The following is a 21360-nucleotide window of genomic DNA, read 5'->3' as shown; positions in this document are numbered from 1 at the left end:
GTATCAGAGGTGATAGACGCTTTTAGTCATCATCTTAGAGGCCAGGCGCATCCCCCACTTCACCGGCGCTGGAAAACGAACGCCGCCTGCTTCTAAGGCAAGCTGAGCGTGGTGAGCTTCATCCATGGCCATCTGGCGCAGTATGGCGCGTGAGCGGTTATCGCCACTGGGTAGCGACTGTTGATGCGAATCAAGATGCTTACCTGCCTGCTCCTCGGTCGCAGCGACCAAGCCCAAGCTAATGCGATCACTGACCGCCCCCGCGGCCACACCCACGCCAAAGGAAGCAACATAAAACAACGGGTTCAGGTAGCTCGTTCGGCTCTGCAGTTGCTCCAGGCGCTCATCGCACCAAGCGAGATGATCGATCTTCTCCAGCGCCGACTGCTCCATCTGGTGACGCCCATGGGGAAGTTTAGCGGTTACGCCCTGCCCTTGATAAAGTGCTTGGGCACACACTTCACCAGTATGGTTAATTCGCATTAATCCCGCCGCATGGCGGCGCTCTTGATCATCAAGCACTCCCTCGGCGACTCCTTCGCCAGGGCTGGTACGCTGGGACGAGGCCGCATGGGGCATCAGCGTTCGTAAGGCTGTATCGAACTGATGTATCAGGCGATCTGAACGACTCTGCTGACGATCCATGGCAACACTCCGTTTAATTGCGATAGCGGCCTGCTGAACTCAACCGGCAGGCCAGGTGAAGGCACGCCCACCCAATAAGTGCATATGAATATGGTAGACCGTTTGACCGCCCATTTCGTTGCAGTTCATCACCACGCGGTAACCATCTTCTGCAAAGCCCTGCTCGCGAGCAAGCTTGGCAGCGGTAAACTGAAGCCGCCCAATCAAGGCCAGATCGGCCTCATCGATATCATTGAGCGTGGCGATATGCTTTTTAGGAATGATTAGCTGATGAGTAGGTGCCTGCGGGCTAATATCATTGAAAGCCAGCACATGATCATCTTCATAAACGATATCAGCAGGGATATCACGGTTAATGATTTTGCAAAACAGACAATCCATACAGCTCTCCATTGTTTACGTCTTGTCACTCAAGTGTGGAATTATCTCTACAAGCATTGATGGCGCCGACGGGGAGACAGCAACCCAACGCCCTTCATCAGCGGAAGCGCCTCTGCGCAAGAAGATGCCTGACCAAGGGGGCAAGTATTAACTCCATCGCCAACGACATCCGCGCACCCGGCACCACAAGTGTGTGCGGTCGGGTCATAAACGAATCCCTAATCATTGCCAGTAGCCAAGGGAAATCGACGGTGGAGGGATCCCGAAAGCGGATGACCACGAATGACTCTGCATCGGTGGGAATATCCTGCACCTCAAAAGGGTTGGAGGTATCGACGGTCGGCACACGTTGAAAATTGATGTGTGTACGCGAAAACTGCGGCTGGATATAGCGCACATAGTCATCCATCCGACCCAGGATAGTGTCAATGACCGCTTCTTGTGAGTAGCCGCGCAGCTTGGTGTCACGGTCGATCTTTTGAATCCACTCAAGATTCATGGTCGGCGCCACGCCTACCAGCAGATCCACATGGCGCGCAATGTCATACTCTTCCGTGACCAGCCCACCATGCAAACCTTCATAAAACAGCAGGTCGGTACCACAGGGCAGCGACTGCCACTCGGTGAAAGTACCGACCCGACATCCTGCCTCAATTTTCTGCTTATCTTCAGCGTGGATATAGTGCCGAAAAGTACCCGAACCATGTTCACCGTACTCACTGAACAGCCCTTCAAGGCGATCCAGCAAATTCGCCTCTACGGCAAAATGCGAAAGCTCATCTTTGCGCTCCGGCTCCTCCCGGAAGATGCGATGCAGGTCATCGCGTGTATAGCGATGAAAGGCATCGCCATCGACCATCGCTGCATGCACATCTTCGCGCAAAAACATGCGCTCAAAACTGCGCCGAACGGTGGTGGTACCCGCCCCTGAGGAGCCGGTTACCGCAATAATCGGATACTCCCGAGACATCAGCCACACCTCGCGCGGGATAGCGCTTGTTTAACCTGCTCAGGCACGTCGACAGGACGCCCGCTAGCAAGATCAATCAGAAGCTGATTGATCCGCGCGGTGGCGACTACCTGCTGAGAATCCAGCTGATAAATACGCTGATATATCGTCAATGATTTACCTTGCGGCTCAGGTACAGCGGTTGCAATCGTTAACCCGTCGGGCCAGCGCGCCTCGCTTTGATACTGAACGGCGAGATCAGCAACTACCGAAGGGTATCCGTGCATATCCCACTCAGGCAAATCCAATGCCGCGAAAGCTTGAATGCGCGCCTCGTGGAGCAGCGATACCAGCGCATCATGCCCCAAGTGGCGGCCGTAATTCATATCGGTTACCCGCACCGTCATAGGATGACGATGAATGACCGCCTCAGCGGGAAAGTCCAGCTTGACACGCTCCATGCCTGTTTCCTCGTCAGTGAATTAGGAAACCACTGATTAATCGGGGTATCCGTTCAGTATTTGCTTAGCGTAAGGCTTATTTACTCCTCGCGGGCAATCGCCCGGAAGGCGATATCACGGCGATACTCGACGCCATCCCACTGAATGGCACTAACGCCCTGGTACGCTTGCTGTTGCGCTGCTGAGACACTATCACCCAATGCCGTCACACATAGCACGCGGCCACCTGATGTGGTGATCTCACCTTTGGCATTTTGCACCGTACCCGCGTGAAACACTTTGCAGCCCGCTGCTTCCGCCGCGGCTAGACCGTGAATCACATCCCCCTTGCGGTAGCTACCGGGATACCCACCGGCTGCCAGTACCACCCCTACAGCCGCACGGTCGTCCCATTCGCAATGAAGTCCAGTCAACTTACCTTCAGCACCCGCTAAACAGAGCTCAGCAAAATCAGAGGTTAAACGGAGCATGATCGGCTGGGTTTCAGGGTCGCCAAAGCGGCAGTTATACTCAATCACCTTGGGGTTCCCCGCTGCATCGATCATCAGGCCTGCATATAAGAACCCGGTATACGCATTGCCCTCTTCGGCCATACCGCGCACGGTGGGCAGAATGACCCGCTCCATGATGCGGGCGTCAACCTCGGGCGTTACCACCGGCGCTGGCGAGTAGGCACCCATACCGCCGGTATTGGGGCCGGTATCACCATCGTAGGCGCGCTTGTGGTCTTGGCTGGTGGCCATGGGGACGACATTCTCTCCATCCACCATGACAATAAAGCTCGCCTCTTCGCCTTCCAAAAACTCTTCGATAACGACTCGCGCACCCGCACCGCCAAAGGCGTTGGCTTCCAGCATATCGCGAATAGCCGCCTCAGCCTCGGCCTCACTTAGCGCCACAATGACGCCTTTGCCCGCCGCCAAACCATCCGCTTTAATCACAATCGGCGCGCCCATTTTGCTTAAGTAATCAAGCGCAGGGTCTACTTCAGTAAACGTTTGATAATCAGCTGAAGGAATATTGTGACGGGCCAAGAAGTCTTTGGTAAATGATTTTGAGCCTTCCAACTGAGCGGCCGCCCGAGTAGGACCGAAGATAGTTAGGCCGGCCGCTTGGAAACGGTCAACAACACCTTCGACCAAGGGAGCCTCCGGCCCCACCACAGTCAAGCCAATCTGCTCATCACGGGCAAAAGCGACCAGGCTGTCTAGATCCGTTGCGTCAATCGCTACGTTGGTCAGCTTGGCTTCCGTCGCGGTGCCGGCATTGCCAGGTGTAACAAAGACCTGCTCAACCTGGGTGGATTGCGCCAATTTCCAAGCCAGGGCGTGCTCGCGACCACCGCCGCCTATCATCAAAACCTTCATGTGCATCCTTCTCAAACGGGAGAGCGTGTATCGGCGGCATTATGCCACAGCGCAGCACCAAGTGGGGTCAGGAGGAGGGTTTGTTATCCTTGTTGGCCTCACTGCTATCGCTCTCATGCTGCTCAGCATCACCCGGCTCATCGATCTGTCCTGGCTGATTCAAGGTTTTTTGCCAAAAACGCATGTTCTCTTCGGCGAGCTCACGCATAAATTCAAGCGGCGTATTACGCATCGCCTGCTTCCACTGGCTCTGCAGACGCTTCTGCTGCTCCAGCATCAGTTGCGTACCTTGCTCGAGATAACGCGACAACGGCAGCGGTGACGTCATATCGTATACACGGATTAGCTGCGCCAGCAGATCGTTTGAAAATACTTCCGCTTCGCTATCGGCCTGCTCCTGCTCAATAATGATAGAGAGCAGAATAGTGCGCGTCAGGTCTTCTCCGCTTTTGGCATCCTCCACCCTGAAAGGCTCTTCTTCGATGATTAAACGGCGCAGGTCTTCCAGCGTTACATAACGGCTCTGCTGAGTATCGTACAACCTACGGTTGGCATATTTGCGAATTACGCGCACGGCGCATCTCCTTAAACGCGATAGGGGCTTTTATTCCCGTTACTGGTATTGTGCCTGCACCACGCGCCTATGCAAGCCACCTTAATCGTTTAGATAGCCGCACTGCGCTAATTATTGACCAATAGACCACTATTATGAATTTGATTCTGCTCAACCCCAACGATCTTACCGACGATGGCCACGTCTGTATCACCGACCCACGCCGCCTGACACACCTTCGCGATGTTCATCGTTCGTCACCCGGCGACCTGCTCACCGTCGGAGTTCAAGGCGGCAACATGGGTAAAGCGCTGCTAAAAGAGCTCACCGCTGAGCGGGCGTATTTCCAAGTGGAGAGCCTCAACGAGCCACCGCCAGCGCCATTACCCGTGCATCTGGTCTTGGCTCTGCCCCGCCCGCGTATGTTGGCGCGAACCTTGGAGCATGTGACGGCACTTGGCGTTAAAGAGATCACCCTGCTACATACTAAACGGGTCGAGAAGAGCTACTGGCAATCCCCAGAGCTACGCCCTGATAAAATCTACCAGCATTTGATACTTGGCTTAGAGCAAGCTCGTGATACGCAGCTACCCTCGGTAATCCTAAGCAAAGGCTTCCGCCCTTTTTTGCAACAGCAACTACCCGCTTTGCTAAACCAACGCCGCGGATTGGTGGCGCATCCTGGCATGGCCAATGCCTGCCCAAGAGGCATCAGTGACCCCACCCTGCTACTGGTAGGCCCAGAGGGCGGTTTTATCGCTTGGGAGGTAGAGCAATTGATGCTGGCAGGCTGCGAGGGTATGCACCTTGGCCCGCGTATTTTACGGGTTGAAACAGCCGTGACTGCGCTTCTGTCACGGCTGTTCTAAGCCTTATCTTATTGCATCAGGCCGAGTGAGAGCATCAGGACTGATCATCTTCCGGGTCGTGGGGCACCACCTCAGCGTTTTCCCCGCACCCGGGTTCTTGCAAGAAGGTTTCGCGTACATCCAGTAAGCCAAGGTGGCTAATGGTACGGCGACCAAGCAGCAGCGGATAGTTCATCTCTTCACGGTCACGTAGGCTAAACTGCTCTTCGTAAATGGTGTCCCCCATACACACTTCCAGCAGCACCACAGGGCGTTCGTCACGGCCGCCTGCGCCACGCACGGATAGTTCCCGATAGAGCGGGCGCTCGATCTGATCGCTAAACACTTCACCACTTGCCTGATCTTCAAGCTTCAACCGAAAGCGAACCCACTCCTCGTCATCCTGCTCGAACATCTCTATATCGCGGGCGTCTAACGAGGAGGTTAATGCTCCGCTATCCAGCTTGGCTTTTACTTCGATATCCCAGGGTTGCAAGGTGGCTTTTTCAACCCAGCCGAATACCTGGTCATCATTCGCCATCGTCGTGGAGGCAGACAGAAAGGCTCCTAACACCACACTGCTAACAAATATCTTACCCATCAATTGCATAACATCATCCTTGGAAAGTAAAAGCATCCGATAAACGCGACTTACTGCGAACGCTGACGTAGCTGTTCAAGCAGCTCCTGGGTTGCAAACCCATCCGGTATTACCCCTTGATCACGCTGAAAGTTCCGCAACCCTTGCCGCGTGTTGGGCCCCATAACGCCGTCAGCGCCACCCACTGAATAGCCTGCACGGTTTAATGCGCGCTGAAGTTCTTGAACATCGTCACGGGTCAGCGGCGCTTGCTCCCGCGGCCAGCTGTGCTGAATGCCCTCGCGTCCAGCGATCGCATCGCCTAACGTTGCGACAGCCAGTGCGTAACTAGTGGCATTGTTATAGCGTAAGATCGCACGGAAATTGGCACCTACCAAAAAGGCGGGGCCCTCCGCGCCAGCGGGTATCACAATGGCTGCACTATCAAAGTTCGGCAATTCACCCTGCTGCGCCCGCACGCCTTGACTGCGCCACTCATCGCTGCTGCGTCGCTCGGTCTGGGCGTAATCAAACCCTTCAGGCAGGCGTACCTCAACCCCCCAGGGCTGGTTAGCCTGCCATCCAGCTCGGTCAAGATAGTTGGCCGTTGAGGCCATTACATCGGGGATGCTGCCCCAAATATCGCGCCGACCGTCGCCATCGCCATCTACCGCGTAGGCTTCGAAGCTGCTGGGAATAAACTGAGTATGGCCCATGGCTCCGGCCCAGGAGCCTTTCATTTCATCAGCGGCAATATCCCCTTGATCAATAATCCGCAACGCTGCGAGCAGTTCACCGCGGGCAAAGTCACGGCGCCGACCATCGTAAGCGAGCGTGGCGAGTGACTCCAAGGTCGAAAAATCGCCAAAATTACTGCCGTAATTGCTCTCAATGCCCCAAATGGCGACAATGATTTCGGCTGGCACTCCATAGCGCTGCTGCATTTGCTGAGCCGTTTCGCGGTGTTCGGCTAGCTTTTCTAACCCGTTATTAATACGCGTGGATGAAACGGCTGTATCCAAATATTCCCAAATAGGGCGGACAAACTCAGGCTGGTAACCGTCAAGCTCAATCACCCGTTCACGATAGCGAACACCATCCAGAGCGTTACTTAGGGTCGCCTCACTGATTCCCTGATCCGAAGCATACTGGCGAAAATCACGCAGCCACTGCTGAAAATTAGCATAGCTAACCTCAGTGGCCGTTTGAGTATCGACTTCAGACATCAGTTGAGGATTCGCAACCGCTACACTTGCTGCAAACGGCGTGCTTAAAACGGCCATTAATGAGGCACACAGCAACGGGCTACAACGCAGCCCAATAGAGAAATGACGAGACATTATTTCGATCCTTAGGCAGTCCTTGGCATACCAGGGATGATGGCCTAGAAAAGAGCCAGATACTAGGGTCTGGCAGAAGGTGATGATTACTTTATAACGCTCGCCACATCAGGCAGTTCGGCTGAACTGTCAAACTCACTGCGAGGGATCAACCACCGCTCCCACTGCTCAGGCTCAACGCAAGGCGCTTCAAACGTAGAAGGGTCGGCACGCCACGGTTGATGCCGTGCCAATCCATGGGGAAGTTTTTCAAGTGACTTTAACCAATGGGCAACATAAAGCCCCTGGGGATCGTAATGCCCTGCCTGCTTCAACACGTTAAAGTAGCGATCCTGGCGCGGATCGCGCCCAACACCAGCAATATAGCGCCAGTTGCCCCAATTACTGGCCACGTCATAATCAATCAGACAGTGCTCAAACCATAGCGCTCCTAAACGCCAATCGACATTTAAGTCTTTAACCAAAAAGCTGGCTACGTTTTGGCGGGCGCGATTGGATAGCCATCCAGTGTGACGAAGTTCCTGCATGGCAGCATCCACAAATGGCAGTCCTGTGGTGCCGCTACGCCAGGCATCGAAGGCGGCACACGGCCTGTCAGTTTGGTGGGAGCCAAACATCGTATCTCCTTCCAACTGAGCGGCACGAATAAAGTACTCCCGCCAGAGTAGTTCGAAAGTAATCCAGTAGCTTGATTCGTTACTCCCGTTTTCAGCCTCCCACACCCTCACCGCATCATAGACTTGACGGGCAGACAGGCAGCCGCGCGCCAACCAGGGTGAAACGCGGGTTGAAAAATTTGCTCCCAGCAGCCCATTACGGGTTTTCTTATACGTTTCACCGCCCTGTTGACGCCACAAGTAATCCTTCAGGCGCCCATGTGCTGCTGACTCCCCCCCTCTATATGCATAACCTTGACGAGCATCAGGATGCCAGGTAGCGCTCTGCTCACAGACAGCTTTGAGCGGCGGAAACCCCCTTGCCGCCTCAGGCCACGGGGGCAGTGTGACAGGGGCGCACCCACTGGCTGGGACGGTACATTCACTCTCCACGCTGCGCCTAAAAGAAGAAAAGCTCGCCGGCAACGCTTCAAGCGCAAAGGGCAATGCCGACTGGTCGATGAGGCGTCCACTCTCAAGGCAGTCAAGTGCTGTTTGACTAGGCAAGCCTTCCTTAACCGCCCGAATATGAGCGGTTTCCTCAACCCCTGCATGCTCAGCAACTCGGACTTGCCGTGCGTTAAGTGTAGAAGCCAGTTCAATCACTACGTCACTGGGTTTGCCAATACGAACCAGCAGGTCACTGCCGCGCTGCAGAAGCTCCCCACGCAACTCCATTAAACTTTGCCACAAAAAACGCAATCGAGCAGGCCCGATCCGCGGTGTCGATTCGCCGTCAAGTAAAGGAGATAACCACTGCTCGTCCAATACGTAGAGGCACAGCAGGTAACAAGGTGGGGTGGCGAAGTGAAAAAGAGGGTTATCAGCAATGCGCAAGTCGTCCCGCAACCAGACAATATCAATCGTGCTGTTCATGCTTGAGCCTCCTAGAGGTGCTTTGATGCCTGGTACATGGATGCTGGTACTTTAGGCTATGGCTGCTTAGCACTACGGCGGCACCGCTCGCTGCAGTAGCGCACTTGATCCCAACAGCGCGCCCATTTCTTTCGCCATGTAAACGGTCGCTGGCATTCAACACAGGTTTTTTCCGGCAGGTTTCCTTTGCGTCGCATACTCACGTTTAATCACATTTTTGGCTTTTTATGGTAAAAAACATGAACTCATTATCTTATACAGTACAAATATTGTACATTATTTTCTTGTACACACTTTGCTTCGGTTGAAATCATAGCGAGTGTTTACACACTCCCTACGTCAGACGCAAAAAAGCCACCCTAAGGCGGCTTTGTCGGTTACGCATTGGCTGGCGATTTAGCCAGCTCTAATCAGACGCTAATCAGGATCAGTCTCGCGGGGTTGGCGCTTGGCATTTTCCTGAGTTTCCAGGCCACTTTTCAGCTCATGGGTGAGTGGATCGTAGTTGGGGCGTAACTCATCCTTTACGGTTCCGCTCCACAGCTTGGAGCCAACGAAGTAGCCAGCGCGACCAATCACGTGAGCCGCCACCGGAGCGGTCATCAGGATAAACACGATAATAGCGAACGAGCGAGCCACTATACCTACTTCAGCAAAGTGCATAGCGGCCGCCAACATAATTAAAATGACGCCTAACGCCGCGGCCTTGGTGGTGGCGTGCATGCGGGTTAACAAATCGGGCAGCCGCAGCAGCCCAACTGAGGCGAGCAGTATAAACAGCGCCCCACCGATGATTAGCGCGCCCTTTATAAAGTCAATCATCCCTCGGACCTCCCCTTTCCAAGAAGCGTGCAAAGGCAATGGCTGCTAAAAACCCCATTAATGCGATTACAATCGCGGCATCCAGAAAACTAGCCACGTCGGACTTGATGGCATAAACCCCAACTAGCCCCACCACGGTGGTCGAAAAAAGCTCTAACGCCACGACGCGGTCGGGCAGACTCGGGCCACGCACTACGCGAACAAAGGTGAGGATAAGCGCCAGGCTCATAATCACCTGGCTGATAAGAATAACGGTGTCCATTAGCGAAACAGCTCCAAAGCCCGGTGCTCCATCTCTTTTAAGTTGCGCCGTAGCTCTTCCTCGTTGTCTAAAAACATCGCGTGGATATATAAGACTTTACGGTCATCCGACACATCCAGGCTCAGCGTACCGGGTGTCAACGAGATCAGATTAGCCACCAGGGTAATTTCCATTTCAGTACGTGCCGAAAGCGGCATCGCGATGACGCCAGGCTTCATATGCCAGGGTGGGGTCACAATGTCGAAAGCGACGCGCAAATTGGCTTGAACCAATTCTTTTAGAAAAAAACCAATAAAGCCGATGAAGCGCGGTACCCGCGCCGGGTAGCCCTTCAAAGAGTCGAGCTGAGGCTCAATCAATACCAGAGTGATATAGCCAAATATTAACCCGACGAGAAGGTTTAACCCGCTAAAATCACCGCTTAACAGCACCCAAGCAAGGCCTAGCAGCAGGTTCCAAATGGCCCCGGTCATGGCGCTTCCTCCTCGGCGTTAGGCTCTGGTGAAGGTGGTTCCAGCAGCACATCGTCAGCACTGGCCGCAACGCCTAACACCGCTTCAATATACCCCGAAGGTTCGAACAGCTGATCCCCGACCCCCATCATTACCCACATGATTGGCTCTGCAAGCACACCAATGAGCAGTGAAAATAATGCCAACACCATAACCGGCAAATACATCATCCACAGGCTGGGCTTTAGCAACCGCCCGTCATCGCCAGTAGGTGTGGTCGTTTCAGGAACGTGATTATCTTCTGGGAGAGACTTCCAAAACACCTCGTTCCAAATTTTCACCATGGAGTAGAGTGTCATTAGCCCCACAGCCAGCGCGATGCCGGTAACCCAATAGGCTTCAATCTCTAAACCGGCACGCACAATCACAAACTTGGCAAAAAAGCCTGACAGCGGCGGTATCCCCGCCAGTGAGAAGGCTGAAAGGAAGAACGCTACCGACAGCCAGGGACGCTCCCGGTACAGCCCGCCCATTTTTTTGAGCTGATAGGTTCCCTGCAAGCGGTGGGTGATACCACTGATCAAGAAGAGATTCGTCTTCACCACCATATTATGCACGATGGCAAATACACCGCCGGCAATAGCGAGGGGCGTGTACAGCGCCAGGCCCAGAATCATATAACCAATCTGGCTGACAATATGAAACGACAAGATCCGCCTAAATTCGTGCTGGGCGGCGGCACCGAGCACGCCCGTTACCATGGTGAATGCAGCGCCCCAGAGCATAATATCCTGAAGGTAGCCCATGGTTTGATCGAACATCAGCGTGAACACACGGAACATGGCATACACGCCCACTTTTGTGAGCAACCCCGCAAATAACGCAGAAACGGCGACAGGCGGTGTGTGGTACGAGGCTGGCAGCCAGAAAAACAGCGGGAACGCGGCCGCCTTGATCCCAAAGGCCACCATAAACATAACGGCAAGCACTTCGACCATGCCCGTATGTTCCGCCGCATCCATGCGCAGCGCAATGTCAGCCATATTAAGCGTACCCACCATGCCATAGAGTAGCCCCACCGCGGTCAGGAAGATGACCGATGCCAACAGGTTCAAGGTGACGTACTTAATCGCCCCTTCCATCTGCGCGCGTTCTCCCCCCAGAATCAGCAGCGCAAAGGAAGCTACCAGCATTACCTCAAACCATACATAGAGGTTAAAGATATCGCCGGTTAAGAAGGCCCCCATCACCCCGGCGAGTAGCAGGTGCATTAACGGGTAGTAGCCAAATTTTTCGTGGCCACGGCCAGTGGTGGCCAGCGAGTAGATACCCATTGCCAAACCGATAAGCGCGGTCATCAACACCATCACCGCGCTTAGCAGATCCGCAATCAAGGTAATTCCAAAGGGGGCGGGCCAGCTTCCCATCTGCATGGTGACATAGCCGTCCGACAGCGTGGATACAAACAGCCACAGGCTAACCATTAGCAGCGCAACATTGCCTGCCACCGCCAAGAAACGCTGCATAGGGCGCGAGCGCCAAAACAGCAAGGAAACCGCCCCGGTCAGCAGGGGCAAGAGGACGGGAAGAGCAACTTCAGGCCTCACGTATCAGTATCCTTCATCTTATCGAGATCATCAGCCTTAACCACTTCGTAGGCGCGTCGAATCAATACCACGGCAAAGGCAAGCACCCCAAAGGCAATCACAATAGCCGTCAGCACAACCGCTTGGGGTAAGGGGTCGGCTACCCCGCTGGGCGGCAACATCATGCCTTCTGCGATCAGTGGCGGTACCCCCCGGGTCATGCCTGCGGTGGTAAAAATCAGTAAATTGGCGGCATTAGAGAGCAGCATCAGACCAATCACTAACTTGACGATAGAGCGGCGCAACATCATAAAAATAGCCGTCGCGTACAGCAGGCCAATCGCCACTGCCATTAAAGGTTCCATGGTGTGCCTCCTGTTAACTCAAGGTTCATCCTTGTCGACCTCCATCAGCGTCATCACCATACCGGTGACCGAACCCAACACGGCAAAGTAGACGCCTATATCGAAAATTAGTGGCGTGGAGGCTTTAAAGTCGATAACCGGAATAGTCCACCACTGGGCGGTTAGAAATGGCTGGCCCATAAACCAGGCAGGCACTACCGAGATCATTCCCAGCAATAGCCCAACTCCAATCAGGTCTCGAGGGTCGACCATCCGCAGTACTTCTTTAGTGGCACTAACGCCAAACGCAAACAGATAGAGCGTAAAGGCGCCTGCTGCGACCAAGCCGGCAATAAACCCTCCCCCCGGCTCGTCATGCCCTCTCAGCAATAGGAAAATAGAAAACATCAATTGCAGCGGCATTAAAAAGCGCGCGGCGGTATTAAGAATAATCGTGCCTGACTTAACCATCGTAAGGCTCCTTGGCAGCCACATTGCTGCTATCGGCGGTTTTCGTGTTGTTGCGTAGCTTTAACATGGCGATCACGCCGATGGCGGCAAGCGCTAACACGAACATCTCACCTAAGGTATCCAGGGCACGGTAGTCGACCAAAATGACGTTAACGATGTTACGGCCATACGCCAAAGGCGCACTGTTCTCGATCATGTAGGCCGAAATGGGCTCAAACTGTTGAATGCTCCAGGAGGTCATAATCAGCAGGCAGATTAAAATACCTACCATCGCGGCCACCACGCCGTCGCGTATGCGCTCCAAGCTGGTGGAAAGATTCGAGAAGCGCGGCAGGCGAAACAACACCAGTACCAGCAAAATAACCGTTAAAGTCTCTACCAGCAGTTGGGTAATCGCTAAATCTGGCGCACTGAACAGAATAAAAATCAATGCAATGGAAAACCCCATGACCCCTACAGAGACCACAGCCCCCAGCCGCGATCGAGAAATAGTCGCAAACAGGGCCCCCATTACCATGGTGCCAGCCACGACCACCTCGTGAAAACGCACCTCCAGATCAAAGGCAAACACAGGCGAATGGCGTAATAGAATTGAATTACCGATCAGTGCAATCAGCGTCGCTAACATCACTAAAATGTAGTTACGCATATAGCCGTTTTGGAGCAGCCGCGTTTGCCACTCTGAGAAGTGCACAATGCCATTCATCATGCTTTCATACCCCGCCTCGGGGCCATGGCGCATCAACGGTGCCAACACCGAAAGCTTGCCACGCACGCTGTCCCAACGTTTAAACAGCAAAAAGCCCAAGCCAAGGCTAATGATCGACATGATCAACGCGATGTTAATGCCATACCAAAGCGACAGCGCCACCTCTATCGTTTGCCCGGATATAGCCGTGGCGGTTGTCGTTAACAATGCATCAGCACCCAGTACAGCGGGCATCAAGCCTAACAGGAGCGACCCTAGCGCGAGCAACGCGGGCCCAAGCAGCATACCTGGCGGGGCCTCATGTGGCTCAAGCAGGGTTTGGTGACGTTTACCGTAAAAAGGACGTAACGCCACAATGAAAGCAACGGCGATAGTTAAAATAGATGCCAGAAAGGCGAACAATACCAGTAGTGTTCGGAAGCTATCGGCGCCGAGAACTGATTCCAGCATCAGCTCTTTACCGATAAAACCGAGTAGCGGCGGCACACCAGCAAGCGAAAGCGCAGCTACCAACGCAATGGTGGCAGTCAGCGGCATCACTGAGCGTAACCCGCCCATCTGGGTGACATCTTTCGTGCCGGTTTCATGATCAAGAATACCGGCAACCATAAACAGCGCCCCTTTATAGAGAGAGTGCGCCAAAAGAAACGTAACAAACGCGGTCATCGCGTACTCGGTACCGATGCCCAATAGCATCGTCAGCGTGCCTAGCGCCATAATGGTCGAGTAAGCGAGCAGCTTTTTGATATTGGTGTGATGAATCGCTAAAAACGCCCCCACCAGCATCGTGGTCGCGCCGACCAAGGAAAGAACGCCAACCCACATCGCCGTGCCGCCAAGCTCCGGGTGTAAGCGTGCCAGTAGATAAATACCCGCTTTCACCATGGTGGCCGAGTGCAGGTAAGCCGAAACAGGAGTCGGCGCGGCCATGGCGTTGGGTAACCAGAAGTGAAACGGAAACTGAGCCGATTTGGTGAAGGCACCCAGTAGCAAACAGATCAGCATAGGCGTATAGAGTGCATGTTTACGCAGGTCAGCCTCCTGATCTAGAATCTCCGCCAGCGACCAGCTACCGCTGGCAATCCCTAGCAGCACGAGCCCAGCCATTAATGCTAACCCGCCCGCCACGGTAACGAATAAGCCCTGCCGCGCTGATTTACGTGCATTGATATCAGCGTGGTTAAAACCAATCAGCAAATAGGAGGTAATGCTGGTCAATTCCCAAAAAACGAAGAGCGTTAATAGGCCGTCAGCGAGTACCAGTCCCAGCATTGACACCATGAAGGCGACCAAGGCGATATGAAATCGGGCAAGATCAGGGTGATCTTTAAGGTACCCGCCGGCATATACCAGCACGCAGGCACCCATAACGGTAATCAATAGCCCAAACAACAGCGATAGACCGTCCAACAGGAAGGTAAGACTGATCCCCAAAGAAGGCACCCACTGCCACTCTAAAAGTAGGCTACCGTTCTCAATGACCTCCGGAGCTTGGAGCGCCAACCATGCGGCCAACCCCGCAGGAAACAGAGCCAGTACAAGACTGGTACGCTGACCGAACCAGTGGTTTAACATTGGCGATAGCGCCGCCAGTACAAAACCCATTAACACGGCAAATTGTATCAAGCGAAACCTCCTGAAAACGAAAGGTTCAACATCAGACAGCGGCTATAGCCCAGGCATCGTGCCTTATCACTGGCATGCCAGCGTTGAATAATAGTGATCCTAAAGTTGTACACCTTATAACAGTCAGTTTTGGCTGACCAGTCAAACCCTTAAACGCAAACAGCCGCAGGCTGTTGTAATGCGCACTGCGGCTGTTACAAGCGAGTGTTAACGGCAAATAGTTAAGCTATGGAGCCGATAGCCATCCGGCTAATTCATTATTGATGACGCCTAACAGTGCCTCAATATGGTCATCGCGATCATTCAGGCAAGGTATATAGCTGAACGTTTCGCCACCCGCTTCCATAAAGCTATCGCGGATTTCCTCTTCGATCTCTTCCAAGGTTTCAACACAGTCGGATGAGAAGGCAGGTGACATAATCGCAATGTGCTTATGCCCCTGCTCGGCAAGTTCGGCCACATGCTTAACGGTTTGCGGGCCGACCCATTTCTCGGGACCGAACTGCGACTGGAAAGCGGTATCCACCTCCTCCTTGCTAAAACCAAGCTTCTCGCGGAGCAGGCGCGTGGTTTTCTGGCACTGACAGTGGTAAGGATCACCCTCCATCAAATAGCGCTCGGGAACGCCATGGTAGCTGGCCACCAGCTTGGTCGGCCGGGTCGAGAAACCGTCGTAGGCTTCTTGTACCGAATTTGCCAACGCCTGAATGTAGTCAGGATGGTCAAAATAAGCCGGCACCGTGCGTATATAAGGCTGCCACTTCATCTTCATCAGGGTGCGAAATGCCTGATCATTCGCCGTTGCCGTGGTCGGTGAACCGTATTGGGGATAGAGCGGAAAAAATACGATTCGCTCACAGCCCTTCTCTTTTAATCGCGTCAGTACGCTTTCAGTCGAGGGGTTGCCATAGCGCATGCAAAAATCGACTTCAACATCGTCACCGTAAAGTGCTTTTAACCGCGCGGTCATTTTCTCAGTCTGGGCACGCGTCGTTGTCAGCAGCGGGCTTTCGTTTTTCTCATTATTCCAGATGCCACGGTAGGCCTTGCCCGATGAGAACGGACGCTTGGTCAAAATAATCAGCTGAAGTAGCGGCTGCCATTTCCAACCGGCATAGTCGACCACGCGCTTATCCGACAGAAACTCATTGAGGTAACGACGCATTGACCAGTAGTCGGTGGCATCCGGGGTGCCCAGGTTCGCTAGCACAACACCCACCTTGGCACGCGCTACCGGCGGGTGATCGCTGGGTGCATGGGCCAAACGGCCCTCACCCGGCTGATCCTTGACGACATTCTCGGTCATTACTCATGCTCCTGGAAAAATAACGATGATGCTCTTCTATCAATTAATTAAATCTTATCACTTTTCGGCAAAGCGGCGGCATAAAGTTATACTATCGACATTATTTGTATAACTACAGGCCAACTCATGTCCAAGCCTCTGCTTCTGGTGCTCGGCGATCAGCTCTCATTGTCACTCACAACGCTGCAGGACGCGCCCGCCAATGCGATCGTCGCGCTGTGCGAAGTGGCCGAAGAAGCGCGTTATGTGCCCCACCATATCCACAAAATCGGCCTCTTTTTGGCCGCCATGCGTCATTTTGCCCAGGCTCTGCGTGACAAAGGCTTTCAAGTCCACTACAGCGCGCTGGATGACGCGGACAACTGCCACTCCCTTATTGAGGAAGCTGAGCGCATCGCCCAACAGTATGGCTGTGATGAGATACGCGTTGCCCGGCCTGGCGAGTGGCGACTGTGGGAGACGATGCAGCAGCGCGAAAACGCAACGCTCCCCTGGCGACTGCTTGAGGATGAGCGCTTCTTCACCACCCCCGATGATTTCGCCAACTGGGCCAAAGGCCGCAAACAGCTACGCCTAGAGTACTTTTACCGGGAGCAGCGTAAGCGTACCGGATTCCTGATGGAGGGTGACGAGCCTGCTGGCGGCAAATGGAATTTTGACCACGATAATCGTCAGCCTATCGAGGCCGCGCTCGAGTTTCCTGAGCTTCCTCAACATCGCCAGGATGCGCTCACTCAAGAAGCGCTCAGCGATGCCAAGCGCCATTTTGGCGACCATATGGGATCTCTGGATAATTTCAATCTGCCAGTCACTCGTCGCCAAGCGCTGGTGGATTTAGACCATTTTATAGACCATGGACTGGCTGATTTTGGCCGCTATCAGGATGCAATCAGCGACTCTGCACCCTATCTGTATCATTCGCGTCTCTCAGCTGCCATGAACATCGGCTTACTGTCACCACATGAAGTCTGCGCAGCCGCCGAGCAGCGCTACTATGACGGCGATGTGCCGGTCAACGCCGTCGAAGGCTTTATCCGTCAAATTCTTGGCTGGCGCGAGTATGTGCGCGGCCTCTACTGGACACAGATGCCAAGCTACAAAAGCGCCAACCAGCTAGGTTTTGAGCGCGATTTACCCGCCTTTTACTGGGACGCGGATACCGATATGCGCTGCTTACAGCGTGCTATTCAGATGACCATCGACAATAGCTACGCCCACCATATTCAACGACTGATGGTCACAGGTAATTTCGCACTGCTATGCGGGGTTAAACCCGAAGCGCTGTGCGACTGGTATCTTGCGGTTTATGCCGATGCCAGCGAGTGGGTAGAACTGCCTAACACCCTGGGGATGGTGCTCCATGCCGACGGCGGTTTAATGGGCTCCAAGCCTTACTGTGCTTCGGGTAAGTATATCGACAAAATGTCCGATCACTGCCAGCACTGCCGCTACTCGCCAAAACAGGTCACGGGGCCAAAAGCCTGCCCTTTTAACAGCCTTTACTGGCACTTCCTTGAAATCAACGCTGAACGTCTGAATAAAAATCCGCGTATGAAGCTGATTTACGGCTCGCTCAACCGCATGGCCGATGAGAAGCGCGAGGCTATCCGCCAACAGGCCGAGCTCTTTCTGGATCAACTGGAAACGTCATCTGGTTATGGGCAACTCTGCCACACGGCTGGCTATGCAACGTCCACAACCGAAAGCCAATAAGGAATAACGATGAGCCGCTACTCACCACTGAAGGCAACCTCGCCTGTCACCCTCTTTCACGATGGCCACTGCCCCTTTTGCCAACAGGAAGTTGCGTGGCTGGAAAAGCATCGCCATCGGGAACACATCGCGCTGGTCGATATTCAGGCTCATGGCTTTAACGCCAAGGAGCATGGAAAAGAATTTAACGCCATGATGGGCCAGCTGCACCTGCGGGATAGCCAAGGAGAGTGGTATATCGGTATGGATGCCAGCCGTGCCCTCTATGCGGTGTTGGGCTATCGGCGGCTGGTAAAGTTGTCGTGCTTACCGGGTCTATACGGCGCAATGAACGCCGGTTACCGATTTTTTGCCCGTCGCCGAATCCGGCTTGGGCGGTGGTGGGAAATGCGTAAGACTAAATATTAATGGGTGTGAGCAGCGTTAAAAAACAAGCGGCATACGCGATGTGAGCGGCTCACTATAGTGCGCATCGCGGCCTATCACTTCATCGTGGGGCACATGCTGAACAAGATATGCGCGATGAATCCCTGCGCGCTTGAGATCCATATAGGCATCGTCCAACGAGCGAAACAGCATCGGCTTAGCACGATGCGTCAGCATATGGCGCTCGCCTTCAACATCCTCCAGCTCAACTTGATAAAAACGGCTGCCCGAATGGGTAATCACGCGAATTTCAAAATTGTCGTGATTGGCAACAAACTGCTTAAGATCTTTAAGCTCCATGGTTCCCTCCTATTATTTGGCTATTTCATACGTTATGTCTTCAGGGCACAGCATGACTGCGCCCCATGACACTTCTGTTGCCCCGTCATTGCAATGTAATGACAATAAGCAATAACTAGACATTAATAGCTAAGAGGTCAATAGTGCAAGAGAGTTCCTGACCGGAAGGTCAAGACATCAATCGATTATTGATATTCAGAGGGGTCGATGGCTTTACCAAGCGAATTGCGGTCAATCCAGTTGCCACCCTTAGTCTCTTTGTAGCGGAACACGACCTTATCGCCCACCGTCACAGGCAGCTCACCATCTTCAGTCTGGTAACTATACTTCTCGCCCGCGACTACCAAATGGTAGCGATAAAGGTCCGGCATACCCAGCCACTCTTTGAAAGGGCCTTCCCGCTCTATCGCCTCTAGTTCACCGCGGCCTTCTAACTTAGGAAGACGCTGCCGATTACCGCGCCGAAATCCACCTGCCATTTGCTGCTCCCGTTTTTACATATCGTGGGTGGGGCATTATACGAGCTCGCTCCCCATCCTCAAGTGACTCATCATAAAGCTGTCTCTACCAACCAGTCTTTACAAAACTAGTCGCCGAACGCTTGGCCGTAACTGTCCGGGGCCAAATCCTCAAAGCGGGTATATTTACCGATAAACGCCATATGCACCGTGCCGATAGGACCATTACGCTGCTTACCGATAATTAACTCAGCTATTCCCTGATTGTCAGGATTATCTGGATTATAGACCTCATCGCGATAAACGAAGGCAATGACGTCCGCATCCTGCTCGATCGCTCCAGATTCCCTCAAATCCGACATAACCGGACGCTTGTTGGGACGCTGCTCCAAGGAGCGGTTCAACTGGGATAGTGCCACCACGGGGCAGTTAAACTCTTTCGCTAACCCTTTCAAAGAGCGCGAAATCTCGGAAATCTCACCGGTACGGTTTTCACTAAAGCCGGGGATCTGCATCAACTGCAGATAATCGATCATCACCAGCGCGATATTGCCATGCTCACGCACCACGCGGCGCAACCGTGAGCGCATCTCGTTAGGCGACAAAGCCGCGGTATCGTCGATAAACAGCTGTTTGTCTTTGAGCAAATTAACCGCGGAGGTTAAGCGCGGCCAATCCTCGTCTTCCAATTGACCGGTACGCACACGGGTTTGATCGATCCGGCCCAGGGACGACAGCATCCTCAGCATGAGCGACTCAGCGGGCATCTCCATGGAGAACACCATCACCGGCTTGTCGCTGGAAATCACCGCGTGCTCAACCAAATTCATCGCGAAGGTCGTCTTACCCATCGAGGGCCGTCCGGCGATAACCACCATGTCGGATGGCTGTAACCCGGTGGTCATTTCATCCAGGTCACGAAAACCGGTGGAAAGCCCAGTCATCTCACCTTTCAGATTAAACAACTCGTCGATGCGATCAACCGCTTTGGTCAATAGATCACTCATGCCAATAGGACCGCCGGTTTTGGGACGCTCCTCGGCAATCTGAAACACTAACCGCTCGGCTTCGTTAAGCAATTCATCCGCAGGACGCCCCTGGGGGGTAAAGGCACTATCGGCAATTTGGTTAGCGGCACGGATCAGCTTACGCAGCGTTGCCCGCTCACGCACGATATCCGCATAGGCGCGAATATTGCTCGCTGAGGGTGTGTTACGGGCAAGTTCGGCTAGAAACGCCAGGCCGCCTACGGTATCCAAATGATCACGCGCTTCCAGCGCTTCGGAAAGCGTCACCACATCCAGCGGCTGACCGGCTTCCGCCAGATGAATCATCACATTGAACACTAAACGGTGCTCATAGCGGTAGAAGTCATCAGCGACCAACCGCTCTGAGACGTTATCCCAGGCCTGGTTGTCTAGCATGAGCCCGCCTAGTACCGATTGCTCCGCCTCTAATGAATGCGGCGGCAGTTTTAGCGCTGCCGTTTCTGTATCGGCAGAAGGCTGATCCTGCATAGCGAGCTCCTTTAAACACTACTGCGTAGCCGGTGAAGATGCTTATCTTAGCCGCATGCGTTGCGACTACCAACATGATCGAGGCGTTGTCTTAAAATACCCAGCGGGGGATGGGCTAGATAGTTTTGGCAACGTCCAAAAAAATGGCGAATATCCAGAAAAACAAAAGGCGCGGGAGAAACCCCGCGCCTTTTGAGGCAGCTGTATTAGCTGCAGTTAGTAACGATTTTACGTCGTTACTAACTTAATTACGCTCACTTACTCTGCAACTACCACTACGCGTACAACGGCATCCACTTCAGCGTGCAAGTGAAGGGTGATGTCGTATTCGCCGGTTTGACGAATCGGGCCATTCGGCATACGGACTTCGCTCTTGGCAATATCGATGCCAGCAGAGGAAATCGCGTCGGCCAGGTCACGCGGACCGATAGAACCAAACAGTTTGCCTTCGTCGCCTGCTTTGGAAACCAAAGAGAGCTCGATGTCGTTTAACTGCTCAGCACGCGCTTCGGCTTCTGCCTTGCGCTCAGCGGCTTGCGCTTCGAGCTCGGCACGCTGCGCTTCAAACGCTTCGATGTTGTCTTTGGTGGCCGGTACGGCTAAGCCGTAAGGCACCAAGTAGTTACGACCATAACCAGGCTTCACGGTGACCTTGTCACCCAGGCCGCCCAGCTTACCAATGTTGTCGAGCAGAATGACTTCCATCTCGTAA

25 protein-coding genes are annotated in these 21360 nt (G+C 53.7%); 3 read left to right on the top strand and 22 right to left on the bottom strand.

The genetic code is table 11. From position 1 onward, the window contains the following. Positions 1-3: 3 nt before the first annotated feature. From coq7 to phaR, 6 genes are all read right to left on the bottom strand, one after another. A complete protein-coding gene (gene coq7 / locus JI62_RS05005) occupies positions 4-645 on the bottom strand; it encodes a 2-polyprenyl-3-methyl-6-methoxy-1,4-benzoquinone monooxygenase (RefSeq protein WP_088699100.1) in 642 nt (213 codons plus the stop codon). Between the two features lie 39 nt (positions 646-684). Next, on the bottom strand, positions 685-1026 hold the full coding sequence (locus JI62_RS05000; protein WP_088699099.1) for a histidine triad nucleotide-binding protein: 342 nt from the start codon (positions 1024-1026) through the stop codon (positions 685-687). Between the two features lie 97 nt (positions 1027-1123). Next, positions 1124-1996: a phosphoribulokinase gene (locus tag JI62_RS04995; protein WP_088699098.1), complete on the bottom strand. Its 873-nt coding sequence runs from the start codon at positions 1994-1996 to the stop codon at positions 1124-1126. Beyond that, positions 1996-2436: an acyl-CoA thioesterase gene (locus JI62_RS04990; RefSeq protein WP_088699097.1), complete on the bottom strand. Its 441-nt coding sequence runs from the start codon at positions 2434-2436 to the stop codon at positions 1996-1998. Before JI62_RS04990 ends, JI62_RS04995 begins: the two co-directional genes overlap by 1 nt. A gap of 80 nt (positions 2437-2516) precedes the next feature. Further along, positions 2517-3803, bottom strand: coding sequence for a phosphoribosylamine--glycine ligase (purD, locus tag JI62_RS04985; protein WP_088699096.1), 1287 nt, complete (start codon positions 3801-3803; stop codon positions 2517-2519). 67 nt (positions 3804-3870) lie between these two features. Next, positions 3871-4377, bottom strand: coding sequence for a polyhydroxyalkanoate synthesis repressor PhaR (gene phaR, locus JI62_RS04980; protein ID WP_088699095.1), 507 nt, complete (start codon positions 4375-4377; stop codon positions 3871-3873). 134 nt (positions 4378-4511) lie between these two features. Here phaR and JI62_RS04975 point away from each other — a divergent pair, with 134 nt between their 5' ends. Then, positions 4512-5225 (top strand): 16S rRNA (uracil(1498)-N(3))-methyltransferase, encoded by a 714-nt coding sequence (locus tag JI62_RS04975; RefSeq protein ID WP_088699094.1) that lies wholly within the window; start codon positions 4512-4514, stop codon positions 5223-5225. 34 nt (positions 5226-5259) lie between these two features. Here the strand turns inward: JI62_RS04975 and JI62_RS04970 are convergent, their stop codons facing one another. From JI62_RS04970 to hemH, 12 genes are all read right to left on the bottom strand, one after another. Then, complete coding sequence (locus JI62_RS04970; RefSeq protein WP_088699093.1) at positions 5260-5814, bottom strand: ATP-dependent zinc protease family protein; 555 nt, start codon at positions 5812-5814, stop codon at positions 5260-5262. Positions 5815-5855: 41 nt separating this feature from the next. Then, a complete protein-coding gene (locus JI62_RS04965; protein ID WP_088699092.1) occupies positions 5856-7124 on the bottom strand; it encodes a lytic murein transglycosylase in 1269 nt (422 codons plus the stop codon). Between the two features lie 86 nt (positions 7125-7210). Beyond that, on the bottom strand, positions 7211-8656 hold the full coding sequence (locus JI62_RS04960; protein ID WP_088699091.1) for a DASH family cryptochrome: 1446 nt from the start codon (positions 8654-8656) through the stop codon (positions 7211-7213). A 56-nt stretch (positions 8657-8712) separates the two neighbouring features. Beyond that, positions 8713-8853, bottom strand: a complete 141-nt coding sequence (locus tag JI62_RS04955; protein ID WP_088699090.1) for a DUF2256 domain-containing protein — start codon at positions 8851-8853, stop codon at positions 8713-8715. 220 nt (positions 8854-9073) lie between these two features. After that, positions 9074-9478: a monovalent cation/H(+) antiporter subunit G gene (gene mnhG, locus JI62_RS04950; RefSeq protein ID WP_007113321.1), complete on the bottom strand. Its 405-nt coding sequence runs from the start codon at positions 9476-9478 to the stop codon at positions 9074-9076. Beyond that, positions 9471-9740, bottom strand: a complete 270-nt coding sequence (locus tag JI62_RS04945) for a monovalent cation/H+ antiporter complex subunit F (protein ID WP_008958995.1) — start codon at positions 9738-9740, stop codon at positions 9471-9473. Before JI62_RS04945 ends, mnhG begins: the two co-directional genes overlap by 8 nt. Next, complete coding sequence (locus JI62_RS04940) at positions 9740-10213, bottom strand: Na+/H+ antiporter subunit E (RefSeq protein WP_088699089.1); 474 nt, start codon at positions 10211-10213, stop codon at positions 9740-9742. The genes JI62_RS04945 and JI62_RS04940 overlap by 1 nt, the downstream gene beginning before the upstream one ends. Beyond that, positions 10210-11799, bottom strand: coding sequence for a Na+/H+ antiporter subunit D (locus JI62_RS04935; RefSeq protein WP_088699088.1), 1590 nt, complete (start codon positions 11797-11799; stop codon positions 10210-10212). The genes JI62_RS04940 and JI62_RS04935 overlap by 4 nt, the downstream gene beginning before the upstream one ends. Continuing rightward, a complete protein-coding gene (locus JI62_RS04930) occupies positions 11796-12143 on the bottom strand; it encodes a Na+/H+ antiporter subunit C (protein ID WP_088699087.1) in 348 nt (115 codons plus the stop codon). Before JI62_RS04930 ends, JI62_RS04935 begins: the two co-directional genes overlap by 4 nt. A gap of 18 nt (positions 12144-12161) precedes the next feature. Continuing rightward, a complete protein-coding gene (locus tag JI62_RS04925) occupies positions 12162-12593 on the bottom strand; it encodes a Na+/H+ antiporter subunit B (protein ID WP_071693780.1) in 432 nt (143 codons plus the stop codon). Further along, positions 12586-14925: a putative monovalent cation/H+ antiporter subunit A gene (locus JI62_RS04920; RefSeq protein WP_088699119.1), complete on the bottom strand. Its 2340-nt coding sequence runs from the start codon at positions 14923-14925 to the stop codon at positions 12586-12588. Before JI62_RS04920 ends, JI62_RS04925 begins: the two co-directional genes overlap by 8 nt. Positions 14926-15154: 229 nt before the next feature. Continuing rightward, positions 15155-16234: a ferrochelatase gene (gene hemH / locus JI62_RS04915; protein WP_088699086.1), complete on the bottom strand. Its 1080-nt coding sequence runs from the start codon at positions 16232-16234 to the stop codon at positions 15155-15157. A 126-nt stretch (positions 16235-16360) separates the two neighbouring features. On the opposite strand from hemH, the gene JI62_RS04910 reads away from it, so the two are divergent. Continuing rightward, on the top strand, positions 16361-17947 hold the full coding sequence (locus JI62_RS04910) for a cryptochrome/photolyase family protein (protein ID WP_088699085.1): 1587 nt from the start codon (positions 16361-16363) through the stop codon (positions 17945-17947). Between the two features lie 9 nt (positions 17948-17956). Then, positions 17957-18355 (top strand): thiol-disulfide oxidoreductase DCC family protein, encoded by a 399-nt coding sequence (locus JI62_RS04905; RefSeq protein WP_088699084.1) that lies wholly within the window; start codon positions 17957-17959, stop codon positions 18353-18355. A 15-nt stretch (positions 18356-18370) separates the two neighbouring features. On the opposite strand, the gene JI62_RS04900 is transcribed toward JI62_RS04905, so the two are convergent. The 4 genes from JI62_RS04900 to rplI form a co-directional block, all read right to left on the bottom strand. Beyond that, on the bottom strand, positions 18371-18673 hold the full coding sequence (locus tag JI62_RS04900) for a DUF6482 family protein (protein WP_088699083.1): 303 nt from the start codon (positions 18671-18673) through the stop codon (positions 18371-18373). A 185-nt stretch (positions 18674-18858) separates the two neighbouring features. Further along, positions 18859-19152, bottom strand: a complete 294-nt coding sequence (locus JI62_RS04895; protein WP_022522725.1) for a hypothetical protein — start codon at positions 19150-19152, stop codon at positions 18859-18861. 107 nt (positions 19153-19259) lie between these two features. Next, positions 19260-20648, bottom strand: a complete 1389-nt coding sequence (dnaB, locus tag JI62_RS04890) for a replicative DNA helicase (protein WP_009287667.1) — start codon at positions 20646-20648, stop codon at positions 19260-19262. Between the two features lie 258 nt (positions 20649-20906). After that, positions 20907-21353 (bottom strand): 50S ribosomal protein L9, encoded by a 447-nt coding sequence (gene rplI, locus JI62_RS04885; RefSeq protein ID WP_022522724.1) that lies wholly within the window; start codon positions 21351-21353, stop codon positions 20907-20909. Positions 21354-21360: the final 7 nt, after the last annotated feature.

Source organism: Halomonas campaniensis, assembly GCF_002211105.1.
GTDB lineage: Bacteria > Pseudomonadota > Gammaproteobacteria > Pseudomonadales > Halomonadaceae > Vreelandella > Vreelandella campaniensis_A.
Note: the sequence above shows the minus strand (reverse complement) of the source record. Positions and strands in the feature narration are given on the sequence as shown.

Excerpts from the sequence above, each read along its gene's own strand:
- coq7 (WP_088699100.1), bottom strand. The coding sequence starts at position 645 with ATGGATCGTCAGCAGAGTCGTTCAGATCGCCTGATACATCAGTTCGAT.
- JI62_RS05000 (WP_088699099.1), bottom strand. The coding sequence starts at position 1,026 with ATGGATTGTCTGTTTTGCAAAATCATTAACCGTGATATCCCTGCTGAT.
- JI62_RS04995 (WP_088699098.1), bottom strand. The coding sequence starts at position 1,996 with ATGTCTCGGGAGTATCCGATTATTGCGGTAACCGGCTCCTCAGGGGCG.
- JI62_RS04990 (WP_088699097.1), bottom strand. The coding sequence starts at position 2,436 with ATGGAGCGTGTCAAGCTGGACTTTCCCGCTGAGGCGGTCATTCATCGT.
- purD (WP_088699096.1), bottom strand. The coding sequence starts at position 3,803 with ATGAAGGTTTTGATGATAGGCGGCGGTGGTCGCGAGCACGCCCTGGCT.
- JI62_RS04975 (WP_088699094.1), top strand. The coding sequence starts at position 4,512 with ATGAATTTGATTCTGCTCAACCCCAACGATCTTACCGACGATGGCCAC.
- JI62_RS04970 (WP_088699093.1), bottom strand. The coding sequence starts at position 5,814 with ATGCAATTGATGGGTAAGATATTTGTTAGCAGTGTGGTGTTAGGAGCC.
- JI62_RS04965 (WP_088699092.1), bottom strand. The coding sequence starts at position 7,124 with ATGTCTCGTCATTTCTCTATTGGGCTGCGTTGTAGCCCGTTGCTGTGT.
- JI62_RS04960 (WP_088699091.1), bottom strand. The coding sequence starts at position 8,656 with ATGAACAGCACGATTGATATTGTCTGGTTGCGGGACGACTTGCGCATT.
- JI62_RS04955 (WP_088699090.1), bottom strand. The coding sequence starts at position 8,853 with ATGCGACGCAAAGGAAACCTGCCGGAAAAAACCTGTGTTGAATGCCAG.
- mnhG (WP_007113321.1), bottom strand. The coding sequence starts at position 9,478 with ATGATTGACTTTATAAAGGGCGCGCTAATCATCGGTGGGGCGCTGTTT.
- JI62_RS04945 (WP_008958995.1), bottom strand. The coding sequence starts at position 9,740 with ATGGACACCGTTATTCTTATCAGCCAGGTGATTATGAGCCTGGCGCTT.
- JI62_RS04940 (WP_088699089.1), bottom strand. The coding sequence starts at position 10,213 with ATGACCGGGGCCATTTGGAACCTGCTGCTAGGCCTTGCTTGGGTGCTG.
- JI62_RS04930 (WP_088699087.1), bottom strand. The coding sequence starts at position 12,143 with ATGGAACCTTTAATGGCAGTGGCGATTGGCCTGCTGTACGCGACGGCT.
- JI62_RS04925 (WP_071693780.1), bottom strand. The coding sequence starts at position 12,593 with ATGGTTAAGTCAGGCACGATTATTCTTAATACCGCCGCGCGCTTTTTA.
- hemH (WP_088699086.1), bottom strand. The coding sequence starts at position 16,234 with ATGACCGAGAATGTCGTCAAGGATCAGCCGGGTGAGGGCCGTTTGGCC.
- JI62_RS04910 (WP_088699085.1), top strand. The coding sequence starts at position 16,361 with ATGTCCAAGCCTCTGCTTCTGGTGCTCGGCGATCAGCTCTCATTGTCA.
- JI62_RS04905 (WP_088699084.1), top strand. The coding sequence starts at position 17,957 with ATGAGCCGCTACTCACCACTGAAGGCAACCTCGCCTGTCACCCTCTTT.
- JI62_RS04900 (WP_088699083.1), bottom strand. The coding sequence starts at position 18,673 with ATGGAGCTTAAAGATCTTAAGCAGTTTGTTGCCAATCACGACAATTTT.
- JI62_RS04895 (WP_022522725.1), bottom strand. The coding sequence starts at position 19,152 with ATGGCAGGTGGATTTCGGCGCGGTAATCGGCAGCGTCTTCCTAAGTTA.
- dnaB (WP_009287667.1), bottom strand. The coding sequence starts at position 20,648 with ATGCAGGATCAGCCTTCTGCCGATACAGAAACGGCAGCGCTAAAACTG.
- rplI (WP_022522724.1), bottom strand. The coding sequence starts at position 21,353 with ATGGAAGTCATTCTGCTCGACAACATTGGTAAGCTGGGCGGCCTGGGT.